Annotated in this window: 18 protein-coding genes; 3 read left to right on the forward strand and 15 right to left on the reverse strand. The window is 71.4% G+C overall.

Annotated features, from left to right (window positions below):
• Positions 1-336: 336 nt before the first annotated feature.
• Both HG543_RS22310 and HG543_RS22315 read right to left on the reverse strand, forming a co-directional pair.
• A complete protein-coding gene (locus tag HG543_RS22310; protein WP_169346855.1) occupies positions 337-1,566 on the reverse strand; it encodes a DUF4374 domain-containing protein in 1,230 nt (409 codons plus the stop codon).
• A gap of 190 nt (positions 1,567-1,756) precedes the next feature.
• Complete coding sequence (locus HG543_RS22315; RefSeq protein WP_169346856.1) at positions 1,757-2,650, reverse strand: LysR family transcriptional regulator; 894 nt, start codon at positions 2,648-2,650, stop codon at positions 1,757-1,759.
• A gap of 308 nt (positions 2,651-2,958) precedes the next feature.
• Between HG543_RS22315 and HG543_RS22320 the strand changes: the two genes are divergently transcribed.
• From HG543_RS22320 to HG543_RS22330, 3 genes are all read left to right on the forward strand, one after another.
• Positions 2,959-3,921 (forward strand): alpha/beta hydrolase family protein, encoded by a 963-nt coding sequence (locus tag HG543_RS22320; RefSeq protein ID WP_169346857.1) that lies wholly within the window; start codon positions 2,959-2,961, stop codon positions 3,919-3,921.
• A gap of 70 nt (positions 3,922-3,991) precedes the next feature.
• Positions 3,992-4,762 carry an SDR family NAD(P)-dependent oxidoreductase gene (locus HG543_RS22325; protein WP_169346858.1) on the forward strand — a complete coding sequence of 257 codons (771 nt, stop codon included), beginning with the start codon at positions 3,992-3,994 and terminating at the stop codon, positions 4,760-4,762.
• A gap of 57 nt (positions 4,763-4,819) precedes the next feature.
• On the forward strand, positions 4,820-5,353 hold the full coding sequence (locus HG543_RS22330) for a hypothetical protein (RefSeq protein ID WP_169346859.1): 534 nt from the start codon (positions 4,820-4,822) through the stop codon (positions 5,351-5,353).
• Between the two features lie 10 nt (positions 5,354-5,363).
• Here the strand turns inward: HG543_RS22330 and HG543_RS22335 are convergent, their stop codons facing one another.
• From HG543_RS22335 to HG543_RS22395, 13 genes are all read right to left on the reverse strand, one after another.
• A complete protein-coding gene (locus tag HG543_RS22335) occupies positions 5,364-5,768 on the reverse strand; it encodes a DoxX family protein (protein ID WP_169346860.1) in 405 nt (134 codons plus the stop codon).
• 114 nt (positions 5,769-5,882) lie between these two features.
• Entirely contained in the window at positions 5,883-6,332 is a 450-nt protein-coding gene (locus HG543_RS22340) for an RrF2 family transcriptional regulator (RefSeq protein WP_169346861.1), read from the reverse strand.
• A 348-nt stretch (positions 6,333-6,680) separates the two neighbouring features.
• On the reverse strand, positions 6,681-7,046 hold the full coding sequence (locus HG543_RS22345; protein ID WP_169346862.1) for a hypothetical protein: 366 nt from the start codon (positions 7,044-7,046) through the stop codon (positions 6,681-6,683).
• Between the two features lie 319 nt (positions 7,047-7,365).
• Entirely contained in the window at positions 7,366-8,385 is a 1,020-nt protein-coding gene (locus tag HG543_RS22350) for a cytochrome d ubiquinol oxidase subunit II (protein WP_171818513.1), read from the reverse strand.
• Positions 8,375-9,667 (reverse strand): cytochrome ubiquinol oxidase subunit I, encoded by a 1,293-nt coding sequence (locus HG543_RS22355; protein WP_281404441.1) that lies wholly within the window; start codon positions 9,665-9,667, stop codon positions 8,375-8,377. The genes HG543_RS22350 and HG543_RS22355 overlap by 11 nt, the downstream gene beginning before the upstream one ends.
• Positions 9,668-9,715: 48 nt before the next feature.
• A complete protein-coding gene (locus tag HG543_RS22360; RefSeq protein ID WP_169346865.1) occupies positions 9,716-10,222 on the reverse strand; it encodes a hypothetical protein in 507 nt (168 codons plus the stop codon).
• Complete coding sequence (locus HG543_RS22365; RefSeq protein ID WP_169346866.1) at positions 10,219-10,623, reverse strand: phage holin family protein; 405 nt, start codon at positions 10,621-10,623, stop codon at positions 10,219-10,221. Before HG543_RS22365 ends, HG543_RS22360 begins: the two co-directional genes overlap by 4 nt.
• A 170-nt stretch (positions 10,624-10,793) precedes the next feature.
• Positions 10,794-11,822, reverse strand: coding sequence for an ADP-ribosylglycohydrolase family protein (locus tag HG543_RS22370; RefSeq protein ID WP_169346867.1), 1,029 nt, complete (start codon positions 11,820-11,822; stop codon positions 10,794-10,796).
• A 401-nt stretch (positions 11,823-12,223) separates the two neighbouring features.
• The gene (locus HG543_RS22375) at positions 12,224-12,484 is read right to left on the reverse strand and encodes a hypothetical protein (protein WP_169346868.1); all 261 of its coding nucleotides are present in this window, start codon (positions 12,482-12,484) and stop codon (positions 12,224-12,226) included.
• Positions 12,481-12,927, reverse strand: a complete 447-nt coding sequence (locus tag HG543_RS22380) for an Rrf2 family transcriptional regulator (RefSeq protein ID WP_169346869.1) — start codon at positions 12,925-12,927, stop codon at positions 12,481-12,483. The genes HG543_RS22375 and HG543_RS22380 overlap by 4 nt, the downstream gene beginning before the upstream one ends.
• A 2-nt stretch (positions 12,928-12,929) precedes the next feature.
• Positions 12,930-13,931: a 2Fe-2S iron-sulfur cluster-binding protein gene (locus tag HG543_RS22385; RefSeq protein WP_169346870.1), complete on the reverse strand. Its 1,002-nt coding sequence runs from the start codon at positions 13,929-13,931 to the stop codon at positions 12,930-12,932.
• Positions 13,932-13,954: 23 nt separating this feature from the next.
• Positions 13,955-14,338, reverse strand: coding sequence for a group I truncated hemoglobin (locus HG543_RS22390; protein ID WP_169346871.1), 384 nt, complete (start codon positions 14,336-14,338; stop codon positions 13,955-13,957).
• A gap of 179 nt (positions 14,339-14,517) precedes the next feature.
• A complete protein-coding gene (locus HG543_RS22395; RefSeq protein WP_169346872.1) occupies positions 14,518-15,147 on the reverse strand; it encodes a flavin reductase family protein in 630 nt (209 codons plus the stop codon).
• Between the last annotated feature and the right edge of the window lie 75 nt (positions 15,148-15,222).

Below are 15,222 nucleotides of genomic sequence, written 5' to 3' on the forward strand. Positions count from 1 at the left end.
ACACGCTGCGACAACAACTCGACTTCGAGACACACCACGGCCCCGCGTGGGCCGACACGCCGCGACGACGACTCAACGTCGAGACACATTGCGACCCTCGCGAGGGCCGACACACTGAAACTTCGCCTCACCTCCGAGACACACCGCGGCCCTGGCGTGGCTGACACGCTGCAACCGCGTTTCAACCGCGAGACACACTACGGCCCTGGGCTGACACGCCGCGGCGGCGATTCAGCGCCGAATACACTACGGCCCAGGACTGACATGCCGCCTGCGCGGAGGAGGAGTCAGCGGGGTTCCGCGAGAGCCAAGGCCCACGGAACCCCGTGGGAGGTGCTAGCGGATTCGCGCCACGTCGAGCACGAAGCCGGGGAAGGACACGCCGGCCTTCGGCGTGCCGGAGCTCATCTCCATCAGGGTGGAGACGGAGTAGTTCGTGGTGCCCTGGCTGATGAAGAAGCTGGAGCCGTCGCTCACGGCGAAGCCGCTGTACGGCCCGGGCTCGCCCGGCACGCGCGTGGCGCCGGAGAGGGTCTCGAGCGGCACGCTCCACCAGCTCCAGCCCTTGCTGTACCACTCGCTATAGGTCGTGCCGGGGGCGCTGGGGGTGATGGAGGTGTCGGCGGCCTGGACCAGGGCCCGGCCGTCCCCCGTCACGGAGACGATGGTGCCGACCTTGCCGGCTCCGAGCGCCGTGGAGATGGTACCGACGTAGCCCTCATCAAAGGCACGCTGGCCCGGGGAGATGCGCAGGATGCAGTCCTGCTGCCCGCCATTCTGGGCACTGTAGGCCGTGTGACCCAGGCCGTTGATGACGCCGCTGAAGAAGTACAGCGCGTTCCCGAGCCGCGCCGTCTTGAAGAGGTCGCGGCAGCGGTCATCGTTGACGACCGTCACCTCATCCGTCGCCGTGTCGAACCGGACGAGCACGGTGCCCGGAAGGACCTGGTCATACGTGCGGGTCGTCCAGCCCAGGGCGAAGTAGGCCTCGCCCTCGCGGCTGGCCCACTGGCTGAGGCTGGTGATGTAGCCCGGCTTCACCAGCGTCGCGGGCAGCGGGATGGTCTTGGTGATGACCATCTCCGTGGGGTTCCAGACGATGACCTGAGCCTGGGCATCGTCCTTGTAGTAGGCCTTCGTCGGGCTGATGAAGAGCACGGCCTGGGCGCCCAGCGCGCGCACGCCCTCCGCCTGGAACGAGACGCTCCCGCCAGCCACCAGCTTTCCCTCCTGCAGCTCGTAGCGGGTGATGGTGGGCGCCTCGCCCTGCCCGATGGCGAAGAAGCCGATGCCCTGCGCCGCGTAGAGGCGCGGCCGGCCCGGCAGCTCGAGCGAGTTCGCGTAGTCGAGCTGCTTCGCCTGGTCGAGCGAGTCGACCAGGGTGAAGTAGTTCATCCGGGTGCCGTTGGACTCGACCGCCGAGTGGATGAGGAACTGCGGCTGGGTGGTCGGCGGCGTCGGCTGCTTGGGGGTTTCGTCGTCCCCACACGCCACCAGGAGCGCCGCACACACCCCGAGCCCGCCCATGACTCCGCCCCGGCCTGCCCCCTTCACTTGCTTCGCCATCCAGACGCCTCCGCGATTTTGATAATGACTTTCAAATTCAAATCCATGATATACTCGAATGACTGGAGGAAGGCCAACCCTTTCCCGCAGAATTTGCGCGTCCGTGGCCTGGGAGTCATAAGTATGAAACACGGGAGACGACCTCGCCTGATGTGAGGCAATGGGCGCCACGGCGACTGGCATGGGGCACTCATGACTCAGCGCCCGTGAGCCGCGCCCGCTCCCTGCGACACAATTCCACCAGCCATTCCGAGACAGCGCGGACGCGCGGGCTCTTCTGCAAGTCTTTGTGGACCACGAGCCAGAGCGGGCGGCGGCCCAGGATTCCTCCGCTCATGCGCGTCAGCCGCGCGTCTCCTTCTCCGCTGAGACATGGGAGCAGCGCGACGCCGAGCCCCGCCGCCGCGGCCTCGCGCAGCACGGTGGCGCTGTTGCTCTGGAGCAGGCGGCGGGCGCCCAGGGTCAGCCGCTTCAGCTCCTCCGACTCGGCGCCGGACGTGAGGCCCGCGCGATACGCGAGCACGGCGTGGCCGTGGAAGTCCTCGGAGCGGGGCGTGCCATACCGGCGCAGGTAGCCGCGCGAGGCGTACAGAGCGAAGGACACCTCCGCCACCTTGCGCACCACCAGGGCGTCTCCCTTCGGAGGCGCCAGCCGCAGCGCGAGGTCCGCGTCGCCACGCTGGAGGTTCACCACCTCCGAGCCCACCAGCATCTCCAGGTCCAGGCCGGGGTGGCGCGCGTGCAGGTCTCCCAGGTTGGGAGCGACCAGCGCCTGGCCGATGTACTCGGTGGCGGTGAAGCGCACGGTGCCCACCGCGCGGGCCTCGGCCGACATGACGCCGTGGAGCTTGCGCAGGGCGTCCTCCATCTCCCGGGCCCGCGCCACCACGGCCTCCGCGCCCTCGGTGAGGGCCAGCGTGCGCGCGCCGCGCAGCACCAGCCGCGTGCCGAGTGACTTCTCCAGCGCGTCCAGCCGCCGTCCCACCGTGGTGGCGTCCACGCGCAGCTCGCGCGCCGCCGCCGCCAGGGTGCCATGGCGGGCCACCGCGAGCAGGTACCGCAGGTCATCCCATCGCATCTCCATGTCCGCGATGGTGCAGCAAAGGGCTGCGTCCGTGCAGCACCGTCGAGTGCCGGTCCGGGCGCCACGGCTCCATCGTTCCCCATCCATGCAGCCCCGTCGAAGCCCGCTCCGGGCACCGTGGGCCCCATCGCGTCCCAGGACCGTGGTGCGGCACCGTCGTGGCCCGCCTCGGGCCTCGCGGCTCCACCCCAGGCACATCCGAACCTGCATTGTCGCAGTGATGGGCTGCATCCATGCAGCCTGGCCGGCGCTATCTCCGCCATCGAGGGGGACACGCAGGGGCGGTCCCACCCGACAGGAGGCTGCACATGTCTCACGTGACGGCGTTGGAGCCGGGAGTGGGCCCGGCGGTGCGAAACAGGACGCTGGACGACACCGGCCGCGAGGCCGGCACGGGCCCGGGCATCCCCTTCCCCATCCGGGCGCGGGACGGCTACGCGCTCTCGGGCACGCTCTACCCACACTCCGGCGCGGAGCTGGGCGCGGTGGTACTGGTGAGCGCCGCCGTCGGAGCACGGCAACGGTACTACTCGGCCTTCGCCCGGTTCCTCGCCGAGCGCGGCCTGCCCACCGTCACGTACGACTACCGGGGCATCGGCGGCTCGCGTCCCGAGTCGCTCCAGGGCTTCGAGGCACGCTTCCAGGACTGGGGAGCGCTGGACCTGGCGGGTGCCATCACCACCGTGCGAGAGCGCTTCCCAGGGCGCCGGGTGCTGCTCGTGGGGCACAGCGCGGGGGGCCAGCTCCTGGGACTGGCGGACAGCGCGAGCGAGGTGGCGGCGCTGCTCTCGGTGACATCCGGCTCGGGCTACTACCGGCTGTTCCCACAGCGGCTGCGCATGGCGTTCAACTGGCGCGTGCTGGCGCCCGCGCTCATCCAGGCCTTCGGGAAGCTGCCGGGCTGGGCCGGCACCTCGGAGGACCTGCCCGCGGGCGTGGCCGCGCAGTGGGCGCGCTGGTGCCTGTCCCCGGACTACTTGCTGAGCGAGGACGGCGAGTCGCGCCGCCAGGCCTATGCCTCGCTGCGCCTGCCGCTGCGGGCCTACAGCTTCACGGACGACCCCATCGCCTCGCCGGAGGCGGTGCGCGCGCTGCTGTCCATCTACTCGGAAGCCCTCGTGGAGCACCGGCTGCTCTCCCCGAAGGAGGTGGGCCAGCCCATCGGCCACTTCGGCTTCTTCCGCGCGCCCTTCCGCGACACGCTGTGGAAGGACGCCGCGGACTGGCTCGCGGACAAGGCGCTGGCGCCCCGGTACGCGCGGGGAGCCTGACGTCCGGAAGTGGAGCGCCCGTGGCGACACGGGCCCCCGTTGTCCAAGCCCACGCGGTAGAACGCCGCCCATGGATCTGGAGCTCAAAGGCAAGGCGGCCCTCGTCACCGGCAGCAGCCGGGGCATCGGCCGGGCCATCGCGGCGGCGCTCGCGAAGGAAGGCGCGCGCGTGCTGCTCACCGCTCGCGGCGCGGAGGCCCTGGAGGCCACGGCGGCGGAGCTGCGCGCGGCGGGCGCGGACGTCGCCACGTGCGTCACCGACGTGGCCACCCAGGCCGGCGCGGTGGAGGCGGTGAACGCGGCGGTGCGCGCGTTCGGCACGCTGGACATCCTCGTCAACAACGTGGGTGGCAGCGGCGGCGCGGGCGCGTTCGACGCGGCCACCGTGGAGCAGTGGGCCACCGTCATGGACCGCAACCTCATGTCCGCCGTCTGGTGCAGCCAGCGCGCGGTGGAGGTCATGCGCGAGCGCGGCGGCGGCTGCATCGTCCACATCAACTCCATCTTCGGCCGCGAGTACGCCACCAGCGCGCCCTATACCGTCGCCAAGGCCGGCATCACCGCCCTCACCAAGGAAATGGCCGTGGACCTCGCGCGCCACCGCATCCGCGTCAACGGCGTGGCGCCCGGCTCCATCCTCTTCCCCGGTGGAAGCTGGGACAAACGCCAGAAGGCGGACCCGGAGAAGGTGGCGAAGCTCGTCCGCGACGAGCTGCCCTGGGGCCGCTTCGGTACTCCGGAAGAGGTGGCGGACGTCGTCACCTTCCTCTGCTCGGAGCGCGCCCGCTGGGTAACGGGCGCCACCCTTCCGGTCGATGGAGGACAGGGCCGTGCCTTCTGACGGGAAGGCGCCCCGCCCGCCGTGTTATGCCGTGCGCCCGCGCGAAGGGCGCCACGCATGCTGAAGCTCTACAAGAAGGAAGGCGACAGCCTCCGCTACTGGGAGGCCTGGGTTCACGAGGGCACCCTCACCGTCCACTGGGGCACCGTGGGTCAAACGGGCGAGGAGAAGGAGCAGCCCATCCCTCCGGACGAGGACCCGGACATGGCCATCGCCGAGGCCGCCGGCCCGCTGGTGGACCAGGGCTATGACGAGCCCGACCCGGACGCGATGGTGACGCTCGTCGTCCAGTACCCCGTGGAGGGCAAGGGCTCCGGCCATGACCTGGAGAAGCGCGTCGCCGTGGAGGAGCTGCTCACGGACGCGCTCGGCTGGACGGGCAATGGCGAGGTGGAGGGCGGCGAGCTGCGCGAGCAGCGCCTGCGCGTGCACTGCCGGGTGATGGATGCCGAGGCCGGCGTGCGCACCGCCGTGGAGGCGCTGGACTCGGAGGACCTGCTGGAAGGCGCCAGCATCCTGCTGGCTCACGGGGACGAGGAGCCGAAGGCCGTCTGGCCTCCAGCGCCCCCCGCCCCTTCGTCCACTTCGTAGGCGCCGGACCTCAGGCGCCCGCGGGACGCACCGCCGCCTGGGGCTCGGCGCTCGCCACGGACAGGCGGCTCCAGAGCTGGTGCGACGTGAGCATCAGCGCCAGCACGATGATGGGGCTGATGGAGGCCGACAGCGGATCACCCATCACCGTGTGCGACACCGCCGCCGCGATGAGGTCGATGACGAAGCCCGCGTAGGCCCACTCGCGCAGGAAGCGCGGCACCGGCGCCCACAGCGCCACCACGCCCAGGAGCTTCGCCACGCCCAGCATGATGCGGAAGTAGTCCGGGTACCCCAGGTGCTGGAAGGCCGCCACCATCCCCGGCGCCCCCTTGAGGTACATGATGGCCGAGCCCGTCATCGACAGGGACACCAGCCCCGTCACCACCCAATACGCGATCTTCTGCTTGGACATGTTGGTTCCTGCCTCCAGGACGACACGGGCCGCTGCGGCAGCCCCCCAGCAGGAAACCTTACGGGTTACGAATCCGGGGGCGCAAACGGGGTGGACCCGACCCGCCCCCACACCTCAGCCGGCGGACGCGCGGCGGCGGGGGCTGCTCTTGCGGCGGGCGCGCGCGCCCAGCTCGCGGGACATCTGGGCCACCGTGGTGGCCGCCAGGCTCTCCTTGAAGGCCGCCTCGGCGCGTCCCACCACACCCTCCAGGTACTCGGCCACCAGCGGGGCATAGCGGCACAGGGGGCTGGGGCCGGAGGGGTAGCGGCCAAGCAGCTCCGCGTCCTCCTCCACCGCCTCGTACACGTCGCGCAGGGTGATGTCCTCGGCGCTGCGCGCCAGGGACACGCCGCCCCCCACGCCGCGCTTCGTCTCCACCAGGCCCGCGCGCGCCAGGTCCCTCAGCAACCGCCGCACCACCACCGGGTTCGTCTGGATGCTGCGCGCCATGCTCTCGGACGTGAGTGAGTCGCACGCCTCGCGCTCGGCGCAGGCCAGCATTCCCAGCATGTGTGCGGCCATGGTGAAGCGGCAATTCACGACACGTCCTCCCGCCCTCGAAGAAACCCACGGCTGACGTATCGCCCTCGCCCCACGCGCGCAACACCTCGCGCCTCCACGTGCGACGTCCTGTCCGCGCCCGGACCGCACCGCGCGTCCTGCTCCTGGTGACGCGGCACATCAGGTGGTGACGGTTGTCGCCTGCTCCGAAAGAAGCCTGGAGCGGAAGAACCGGCACGCCCTCATGTCCCTACCCCATCACACCTCTGGAGCCCCGCTCATGAATCCGCCGCTGGCGCCGCGTCTCGCGGGGACGACATGACGGACCCCTTCGCGGGGTCGCGACCCCAGCTGGTGCGCACCCAACGGCTAGCGCTCCTCGGGCACGAGGGAGGACCAATGCCCTCGCACCCACGCGCTGGCAGCGGCGGCCGATTCCGTGAGCGCGCGGTGGGTCTCACCCGCGCCCGCGCTGGAGCGGCGCCACCAGGTCCGCCACTGCGTCAGCTCCAAGCCCAGCGTCTGGTGGAGGTCGCGCAGCAGCGGCACGTCGAGGATGACGTCACCGTCGTCGGTGGCGCCAAGCGTGGCGTGGTACTGCCCCTGGTCCCCGCGAGGCAGGTCCATCCACATGGCACCGCTCCACGGCGGGGAAGTTGGCGCGGCGAGCGCCCCGGCCGGAGGCAGGACCACGAGCAGCCCCGACAGCGCGATGATACGTGAAATGGCAGCCATGCGATGACCTCCTGTCTGCCTTTTCAACGTCGCGCCAGGGACTCCTTGCTTGTGACATGTCTCACAGCTTGTGACACGTCTCACAACCGCCGTCACACGGCGTCACACCGCGCCCGTCACTTCGAGAGTTGGCGCGGCGCACGAGAGGCCAGCACGTAGCCCACGACCCGGAGTGGAACGCTGACGAGAGCAATCACCCACTGGATGGCGAGCCCCGCCACGTGCGGCACGGGAGCGCCCGGGACCTCCGGCGAGCGCGCCTCGAGACCGGCAGCAGGGCTCCGGCCGGTTCCCGCGGTGGAGCGAACGGTGGGTCCGCTCACTTCCCTCCGCCGTGGATGGGCGCGGGGCCGGGCCGGAAGACGCGGAAGAGCAGCACCAGCGACGGCAGCACGACGAGCGCGCCCACCACGAGCGCCACCAGCAGCATGCGCTGCGCGGTGGGGCCCGCCGCCGCGCTCGTCAGCGTGACGTCCGGCACCACGAGGTACGGGTGCTGCGAGGCCGCCCACCCGAGGATGATGAAGCCCACCTGCGTGGCCGCCGCCACCCGCGCCCACTGGAAGCGCCGCGTCCACAGCAGCGCGAAGGCCGCCACCGCCGCCACCGCCGTGCCCGCATGCAGCGCCAGCGCGAAGGGCGAGTGCACCAGCCCCTGCCACACCCGGGGCGCGCCTCCTCGCGCCAGCAGCAGCACGACGAGCGCCGCCGCGAAGACGGCCACGCCCGAGCCCAGCGCGCGCCGACGGAAGTCCTCGCGCAGCGGTGGCGTGGGCGCCTCGTGCGTGAGGTACACCGCCGCCAGGAAGGCGAACAGACACAGCGCCAGCACGCCCACCGCCCACGCGAAGGGCGTCAGCCACGACGCGAAGAAGCCGCTCACCACCGCGCGGCCCTCCACGCGGATGTCCCCGCTCACCACCGCGCCCACGCACATGCCCAAGAGCAGCGGCGCGATGACGCTCGCCACGCTGAACACGAGCCCCCACTTGCGCTGCACCGCGTCCCCGCGCGTGTCGTACGTGCGGAACGTGAAGGCGGCTCCCCGGAAGACGATGCCCAAGAGCAGCAGCGTCAGCGGCACGTGCAGCGCCACCGTCAGCACCGCGAAGGCGCGCGGGAAGCCGGAGAACGTCAGCACCAGCCCCACGATGAGCCAGATGTGATTCACCTCCCACACCGGGCCCAGCGCATGGGCGATGAGCGCGCGCTGCTCCTTCTTGCGCGGACCGGACGCCAGCAAATCCCACACGCCGCCGCCGAAGTCCGCGCCGCCGAAGAGGGCGTAGAGGACGAACGTCCCCGCCACCGCGAAGCCAATCACCACCTCAGTGGACATGGGCATCACCTCCGTCGCGGCCCGGCAGCGTGCCCGCCACCTGCCGCGCCAGCAGGAACACCACCGTCACCCCGAGGAAGAGGTACACGGCGGTGAACGTCCAGAAGGGCGCCGACAGGTGCGGCACCGGCGTCACCGCCTCGGACGTGCGCATGACGCCGCGGACAATCCACGGCTGCCGGCCCCACTCGGTGACGAGCCACCCCGCCTCCATCGCCACCACCCCGAGCGGCCCCGTCAGCAGCCACGCCCACGTCATCCGCCGCCCCTCCGGCCACGCCTTCTTCCGCACGCGGTACGCCAGCGTCACCAGCGCCAGCAGCGCCATGAGGCTGCCCGTGCCCACCATGAGCTGGAAGGCCAGGTGCACCTTGGGCACCGGCGGCCACTCGTCGCGGGGGAAGTCATTCAGCCCCTTCACCTCCGCGTCCGGGTCCGCGAAGGCCAGAATCGACAGCCCCTTCGGAATCTCCACGTCTCCGCCCAGCCGTATCGGCGCGCCCCGCTGCGTCTCGTAGTGCGCCTCCATCGCCGCCAGCTTCACCGGCTGCGCCCGAGCCACGTGCTTCGCGGAGAGGTCCCCCACCAGGGGCTGCAGGAGCGCGGTGACGCAGGCCAGGGGGAGCGCGATGGACAGCGCCTTGCGGTGGAAGGCCGCGCCCGGGTGGCGCAGCAGCACGAAGGCGTGGATGCCCGCCATCGCGAAGGCGCTCGCCTGGTAGCACGAGAGCAGCACGTGCGCCGTCTGGTACTGCCAGCCCGGGCTGAACATGGCGACGAGGGGCTGCACGTCCGTGGGCCCGGCCGGCGTGGGCGTGAAGCCCGACGGGTCGTTCATGAAGGTGTTCACCAGCGTGACGAAGAAGGCGCTGGCCGCGCCGCTCACCGCCACCATCACGCCGGAGAACAGGTGCAGCCCCGGCGACACCCGCTCGCGCCCGTAGAGGTAGATGCCGAGGAAGATGGCCTCGGTGAAGAAGGCCACACCCTCCAGACTGAAGGGCAGCCCTATCACCTCGCCGTAGCGGCCCATGAACTCCGGCCACAAGAGGCCCAGCTCGAAGGACAGCACCGTGCCGCTCACCGCGCCCACCGCGAAGAGGATGGCCGTCCCCTTCGCCAGCTTCTGGCTCAGCAGCCGGTAGTCGGCGTCCCCCGTGCGCCGGGCCTTCAAGTCACTGAGCACCATCAGGACCGGCAGCGCCACGCCCGCCGCCGCGAACACGATGTGGAACGCGAGCGACAGCCCCATCTGCGCCCGCGCATAGAGCAGGTCCGTCATGAGCATCAGACTGCTTTATGCGAGGATTTGTCGCAATTACGAATTCTTCTAAGCTCCCGCAGGGCGATTCGCGCCCTGGCGCGCGGGCACGAGCGTGCGCACGGAGTTCTGTGCGATGCGCGTGGCGAGCGAGGTGGCGAAGATGAGGACGAGCTTGCGCCCCAGCTCCGCGCCGAGCGGGCGCTGCTTCGCGGCATAAGCCACGCTCTCCGGATGCTCCCACGCGCGCTTCAGGGCGATGCGGCGCTGCTCGCGCAGGCGCTCCTCCTGGTGGCGGGAGCGGTAGATGGCGTAGCCGATGCCCAGCCCCATGACGACCGCGGCGACGGCGCCCGCGGCGATGAGCACGTCCTTGTGCTGCTCGGCCTGGTAGCGGACGCTGAGCACGCGCTCGCGGCGGCGGTCCAGCTCCTCGAGCGTGAGCAGCAGCTCGTCGCGGATGCGGTCCGCCGTCTGTTCCACCTGCTTCCGGTCATCCATGCCCCGGGTGATGGTGTGGTCGGCGTGCCGTTCGATAGCGCCGGGGCCGTTCCCGTCGCGGCCGTTGCCGTTCATTGCAGCGTCTCCCGCGTGAGCTGATAGTCCATCTTCAGCCGCTCCTGCGTGTGCGGCAGCGGCTTCTTGGGCAGTCGCTTGACGCCCAGGAACAGCAGGAGTCCGGAGATGGCCAGCAGCGCCACGCCCATCACCAGCACGTCCCAGGGCTCGCCCAGGGGCAGGGCCAGGCCCGCCGCCACGAAGAGGCAGGCGAGCGCCATGAGCGACAGCACCGCGCCTACGCCGATGAGGATGCCCGCCGTCTTCGCGGCCTTGAGCTCCTCGCGCAGCTCCTTCTTGGCGTGCAGCAGCTCGGCGCGTACCAGCAGGCGGGACTCGTCCAGGGCGTGCCGGATGAGCTCCGCCGTGGAGAGCGACTCCAGCTGACTTCGCTCCAGGCGTTCCGATTCGAGGTCCACGACGTGTGCCTCCTGCGATGACTTCGCGGGGCTTGCCGTGCGCTCGAATGCCTGCTCGGCATGCGTGCGGCCCCGCTCCTTCGCACAAGGTGGGCAGGAGTCCCCTCGCGGAGAAGTCCCGGGCGTGGGGCGGCGCATGCCTGCCTGCCTGCCCCCCAGCCGGCGGGCGATCAGCGGCGGCGGTGGTGGGCCAGCGCGGTGGCCAGCGTCTCGCGCACCTGGCGGGCGCGGAAGAGGCGGTCCGCGGTGTCGACGAGGTTCTCCGAATACAGCACCTGCTTGCGCAGGCGGGCGGGGATGGCGCGCGTGCCCAGGTGCGCGCCGATGAGGGCGCCCGTAATCGCCGCGGCCACGTCCGCCTCGCCGCCGCAGCGCAGGGTGAGGGCCACCGCCTCTCGGAAGTCGTGCGGCACCTTCAGGGTGGCGTACAGCGAGGTGAGCAGCACCGGCACCACGTGCTGCGGCAGCCCGTCCACGCCCTTCAGCTCGCTGGGGGGCACGCCCACCTTGCGCAGCTGCGCGAGCGCGCGCACGGGGTCCCACGTGAGCAGCCGCGGCAGGTGCCGCACCTCCTCGGCCAGGCCCTTGTCGTGCACGGCCGCCGCCAGCGCCAGCTCCTCGCAGAAGGCGGCGGGCGTCAGCGCCTCCTCCTCCATGCCCAGGGCCACCGCCTGCGCGAAGGCGGCGGCGGACGCGGCGCACACCGGGTCCTTGTGGGTGATGACGGTGAGCACGCCCGCGTCGTGCGGCAGGCGCGCGCGGCGGCCACTCTCCAGCAGGCCCACCACCAGCGCGCGGCTGAGGACGGACGGGCACCGCGTGCCCAGCGGCGCGCCCGCGCTCATCCACGGCGTGCCACCGGCCAGCCGCTGCAGCGCGTCCGCGAGGCTCTTGGGCGGCTGGAGGATGATGCCTTCCTGCCACAGCCACGCCAGGTGCGCCGCCGCGCTGCGCCCGTCCACCTTGCCCTCGCGGATGACGCTCTCCGCGGCGGCGAGCAGCAGCTGCGTGTCGTCGCTGAACTGGCCCTTGGCGAACTTGCCACGCGGACGGGGCGCGAAGTCCTCCGCCAAGCCTGGCAGCCGCGCGAGACTCGCCGGCGGGATGCCTCGCAGCGGAAAGCCGAGCGCATCACCGATGGCGAGTCCCACGAACGCCGCATGGAACCTGTCCTGGCGCTCGGCGGGAGTCAGCGACATGGGGTCGTGGAGATTAACCGAGGCTCAGGCCCGGACGGCCAGGGAGAAGCACGCGAAACGCGAGAAGCGCGCGCGAACGAGGGCGGGAAGAAACGTGCCGGGACTTGACGCGCGCACGGAGAGCCTGGTGGTGCACCGCGTGAGCAGCGCTCCGTCCCCATACACCAACCCGCACGATGTCTTCACCCGTCCACCCTCCCTCTCCCGACCACTCACGTGCGTGCGGGGGGCGGGCTGACTACCGCAACCAGCACGCGCGCGGCAAGCGCATGCCCACGCGCGCATGGACGCACCTGCACACGTGTCCAACTCCCGATGCTTCAACCACTGCGTGCATGGCGGTCGAGGAACGCACAGGTGGCAGCAGCGCGCGGATGTCGGCACACGCGCGCGCCAGTTCGTCACGCGTCGTCGCGACCGAGGTTGACGACGGCCTGCAAACGCGCAAGGACTGCCTGCGCGCCCTGGTGCAGGTGCGTGCCGTCCCACAGCGCGGGCGTGGAGTGGCCGCCGTGCCGCCGCCAGTCCGCCGCGGCCTCGGCGAATTCCACATTGCGAAACACGACGCGGTCCTCGAGCGCGTAGTCGACGATGTAGCGCCGCGCCTCGGCGGAGGGCGGGTCCGCGATGCGGTGGAACAGCTCCAGCAGGCCGGACGTCATGACGCGCGCGCGGGCAGGAACAGGTCCGCCAGGTCCGAGCGCGAGCGGTCCATGGCGTCCGCCAGCGTGTACCGGTCCAGCACGGAGAGGAAGGCGTCACGCGCCTCGCCGAGCACGCCCTTGAGGCCGCACGCGGGCGCGATGGGACACGCGTTGCGCTCGCGGTTGAAGCACTCCACCACGTCGAAGTCCGGCTCGGCGGCGCGCACCACCGCGCCCAGGACGATGCCCTTCGGCTCCCGCGCCAGCGTCACGCCGCCCGTGCGCCCCGCCCTCGCGTCCACGTACCCCTGCCCCGCCAGCGTCTGCACCACCCGCACGAGGTGGTGCTTGGAGATGCCGTACGCGTCCGCCATCTCCTGCGTGGAGGTGACGCGGCCAGGGCGGCTGGCCAGGTAGAGCAGGACGCGCAGCGAGTAGTCGGCGTGGAGGGTGAGGTGCACGGTCAGCGGGCTCCTGCGGCGGCGGGCGAAGCCCCCACCTGGGGCGTGCTCGGCAGGAAGGAATCCGCGTGGAGGTCCTTCAATGAGAGCCCGGCCAGGAAGAGCTTCTTCCTCAGGGATAGTACCAACTGCGGGTCCCCGCAGAGCCAGGCCCGCCACCCCACCGGCTTCGGGCACTCCGCGCGGATGAGCGCGTCGAGCGGTCCTTCCGCGATATCCCGGGTACCGCCCGCCAGCACGCCTGGACGGTAACGGAGTTGCGGGTGACGGTCGGCGAGCTGACGCAGCTCGTCGCGGAGGTAGAGGCCCGCCGGGGTGCGCGCCCCGTGGAAGAGCCAGATGGGGCCGGTGTGGCCCGCCTCCAGCGCGTCCCGGACGATGCCGTACAGCGGCGCCAGCCCCGTGCCCGTGCCCGCCAGCAGCAGCGGCTGGTCGGGGCGACCGGCGACGTAGAAGCAGCTACCCGCGGGGCCCTGGAGGAAGACGCGCTGGTCCAGCGGGGCCTCGGCCGCCAGCCAGCCGCTCATGGCACCGCCTGGGATGACGCGCACGTGCAGCTCCAGCGCGTCCTCGCGCGGCAGGCTCGCCAGCGAGTAGCTGCGCGCGAGCCCGTCCTCGCGCACCAACGAGACGTACTGCCCCGCGCGATAATCGAACGGCGCGTCGGTGACGAGGCGCACGCGCAGCACGTCCGGGGCCAGGAAGGACAGCGAGGAGATGCGCGCCGGCACGCGCAGGGCCTCGGCGCCCGCCACCTCCAGCTCCGTGCCCTCCGGAGGCCGGCACGTGCACGCGAGGAAGTACCCCTGCGCCACGAGCGTCTCCTTCAGCCCCACCTGCGCGGCCTGGGGCACCGCGCCGCCCACCGCCTTCATCAGGCACGACTGGCATGCCCCCGCGCGGCAGGAGTGCGGGACGGACACGCCCTGCCGCAGCAGCCCGTCCAGCACACTCTCTCCCGACTCCAGCGGGTACCAGCGTGACTCGTGTTTCACCTTCGCCATGGCGCGTGTCTCCGTGTCCTTTCCTAGCGGTTGAGCACGTCCGCGCGTGCGCCCTCGGCGATGGTCAGCACGCGCTGCACCAGCGGCGCCGGCACGTTCAGCTCCTCCAGCGTCTCCTTGAGGTGGCCCACCACCGCGTCGAAGTGCATGTCGTTCAGCCCGAGCTTCACGAGGTGCGCGTGCCCGGCGCGCATGTCGCGGCCCGAGTAGCTCGACGGCCCGCCCGTCACCATGGTGAGGAAGGCCTTCTGCTTGGCGGCCTGGCGCTCCATGTCCACGTCCTCGAAGAAGTGGCTGATGCGGTCGTCCGCCAGGACCTTCCGGTAGAAGACCTCCACCGCCGCCGCCATCGCCGGCTCCCCGCCAATCTGCTCGTAGACGCTCTTCGCCACCCCTGCAGTGCTCATCCGTGACGCTCCCTTGCCCTCGACTCGGGCGGTTAATGATGCATCTTGGATGCAGATTAAATGCCGAAACCGTTTCGGGTCGCGAGCGGGGTGCGTCGTGCCGCGGAGGGGCGCAGAAGTTGCGCGGGCTACCCGGAAACGGCGCGGCCACGCGCAAGAGTTGCGCGGCGCCCCGCCGCTCACGTCTCCGCGCGGAAGTTGCGGCCCAGGCCGGGCCCCGTGCCGGCGTAGTGGCGGAACACGTAGAGGAGCGGCTGCCAGCGGGCCACGTCCACGTGCTGGGAGCCGGGCACGGTGACGTCCTCGTGCGCGTGGACGCAGGTGACACGCAGCTCGACGATGGAGAAGGTGGGCTCGGGCTGCTCGGGCGTCGCCGTGGCGGCTCGCACGTCGAGCAGCACCGCCTCGAGCTGCAGCGGGCACTCCGCCACGCGCGGCGGGGCCACGGTGTCCGAGGGCAGCGGGGTGAGGCCCGCCCGCTCGAACTTGCGGGGCTCGAACATGTAGCCCATGGCGCGCTTCTCCTCGGGCACGGGCGAGCGGCCCGTCGTGGGCGCCAGCCGCTCCACCTGGGGCCACAGCGCGGCGGAGGGCAGGTTCACCACGGCCTCGCGGGTGCGCTCCAGGTTGGCGAGCCCCTGCCCCATCCGTCCCATGCCCAGCACCAGCCGGTCATCCAGTGCCCACGCGGACGACAGCGGGGAGAGGTTGGGAGAGCCGTCCGGCTGCAACGTGCTCAGCAGGGCCACGGGCGTCCCGAAGTAGAGGACGCGGGGAGCAATCACGCGGTGCTTCGGCAGGTCGTTCATGCCCACTTCCCTACGGGGCGCCCTCCGGGAAATGGTTCGGCGCGCGCCGAAACGTCCCCGCGCCCACCTCCCCCA

The sequence above is a fragment of the Pyxidicoccus fallax genome, from assembly GCF_012933655.1.
GTDB classification, from domain to species: domain Bacteria; phylum Myxococcota; class Myxococcia; order Myxococcales; family Myxococcaceae; genus Myxococcus; species Myxococcus fallax.

What these genes read in the sequence shown, in the direction of transcription:
- HG543_RS22340 (WP_169346861.1), bottom strand. Translation starts at nt 6,332, where the DNA reads ATGGCCGCACACATGCTGGGAATGCTGGCCTGCGCCGAGCGCGAGGCG.
- HG543_RS22310 (WP_169346855.1), bottom strand. Translation starts at nt 1,566, where the DNA reads ATGGCGAAGCAAGTGAAGGGGGCAGGCCGGGGCGGAGTCATGGGCGGG.
- HG543_RS22345 (WP_169346862.1), bottom strand. Translation starts at nt 7,046, where the DNA reads ATGGCTGCCATTTCACGTATCATCGCGCTGTCGGGGCTGCTCGTGGTC.
- HG543_RS22320 (WP_169346857.1), top strand. Translation starts at nt 2,959, where the DNA reads ATGTCTCACGTGACGGCGTTGGAGCCGGGAGTGGGCCCGGCGGTGCGA.
- HG543_RS22335 (WP_169346860.1), bottom strand. Translation starts at nt 5,768, where the DNA reads ATGTCCAAGCAGAAGATCGCGTATTGGGTGGTGACGGGGCTGGTGTCC.
- HG543_RS22325 (WP_169346858.1), top strand. Translation starts at nt 3,992, where the DNA reads ATGGATCTGGAGCTCAAAGGCAAGGCGGCCCTCGTCACCGGCAGCAGC.
- HG543_RS22355 (WP_281404441.1), bottom strand. Translation starts at nt 9,667, where the DNA reads ATGACGGACCTGCTCTATGCGCGGGCGCAGATGGGGCTGTCGCTCGCG.
- HG543_RS22315 (WP_169346856.1), bottom strand. Translation starts at nt 2,650, where the DNA reads ATGGAGATGCGATGGGATGACCTGCGGTACCTGCTCGCGGTGGCCCGC.
- HG543_RS22395 (WP_169346872.1), bottom strand. Translation starts at nt 15,147, where the DNA reads ATGAACGACCTGCCGAAGCACCGCGTGATTGCTCCCCGCGTCCTCTAC.
- HG543_RS22385 (WP_169346870.1), bottom strand. Translation starts at nt 13,931, where the DNA reads ATGGCGAAGGTGAAACACGAGTCACGCTGGTACCCGCTGGAGTCGGGA.
- HG543_RS22370 (WP_169346867.1), bottom strand. Translation starts at nt 11,822, where the DNA reads ATGTCGCTGACTCCCGCCGAGCGCCAGGACAGGTTCCATGCGGCGTTC.
- HG543_RS22350 (WP_171818513.1), bottom strand. Translation starts at nt 8,385, where the DNA reads ATGTCCACTGAGGTGGTGATTGGCTTCGCGGTGGCGGGGACGTTCGTC.
- HG543_RS22360 (WP_169346865.1), bottom strand. Translation starts at nt 10,222, where the DNA reads ATGAACGGCAACGGCCGCGACGGGAACGGCCCCGGCGCTATCGAACGG.
- HG543_RS22390 (WP_169346871.1), bottom strand. Translation starts at nt 14,338, where the DNA reads ATGAGCACTGCAGGGGTGGCGAAGAGCGTCTACGAGCAGATTGGCGGG.
- HG543_RS22330 (WP_169346859.1), top strand. Translation starts at nt 4,820, where the DNA reads ATGCTGAAGCTCTACAAGAAGGAAGGCGACAGCCTCCGCTACTGGGAG.
- HG543_RS22375 (WP_169346868.1), bottom strand. Translation starts at nt 12,484, where the DNA reads ATGACGTCCGGCCTGCTGGAGCTGTTCCACCGCATCGCGGACCCGCCC.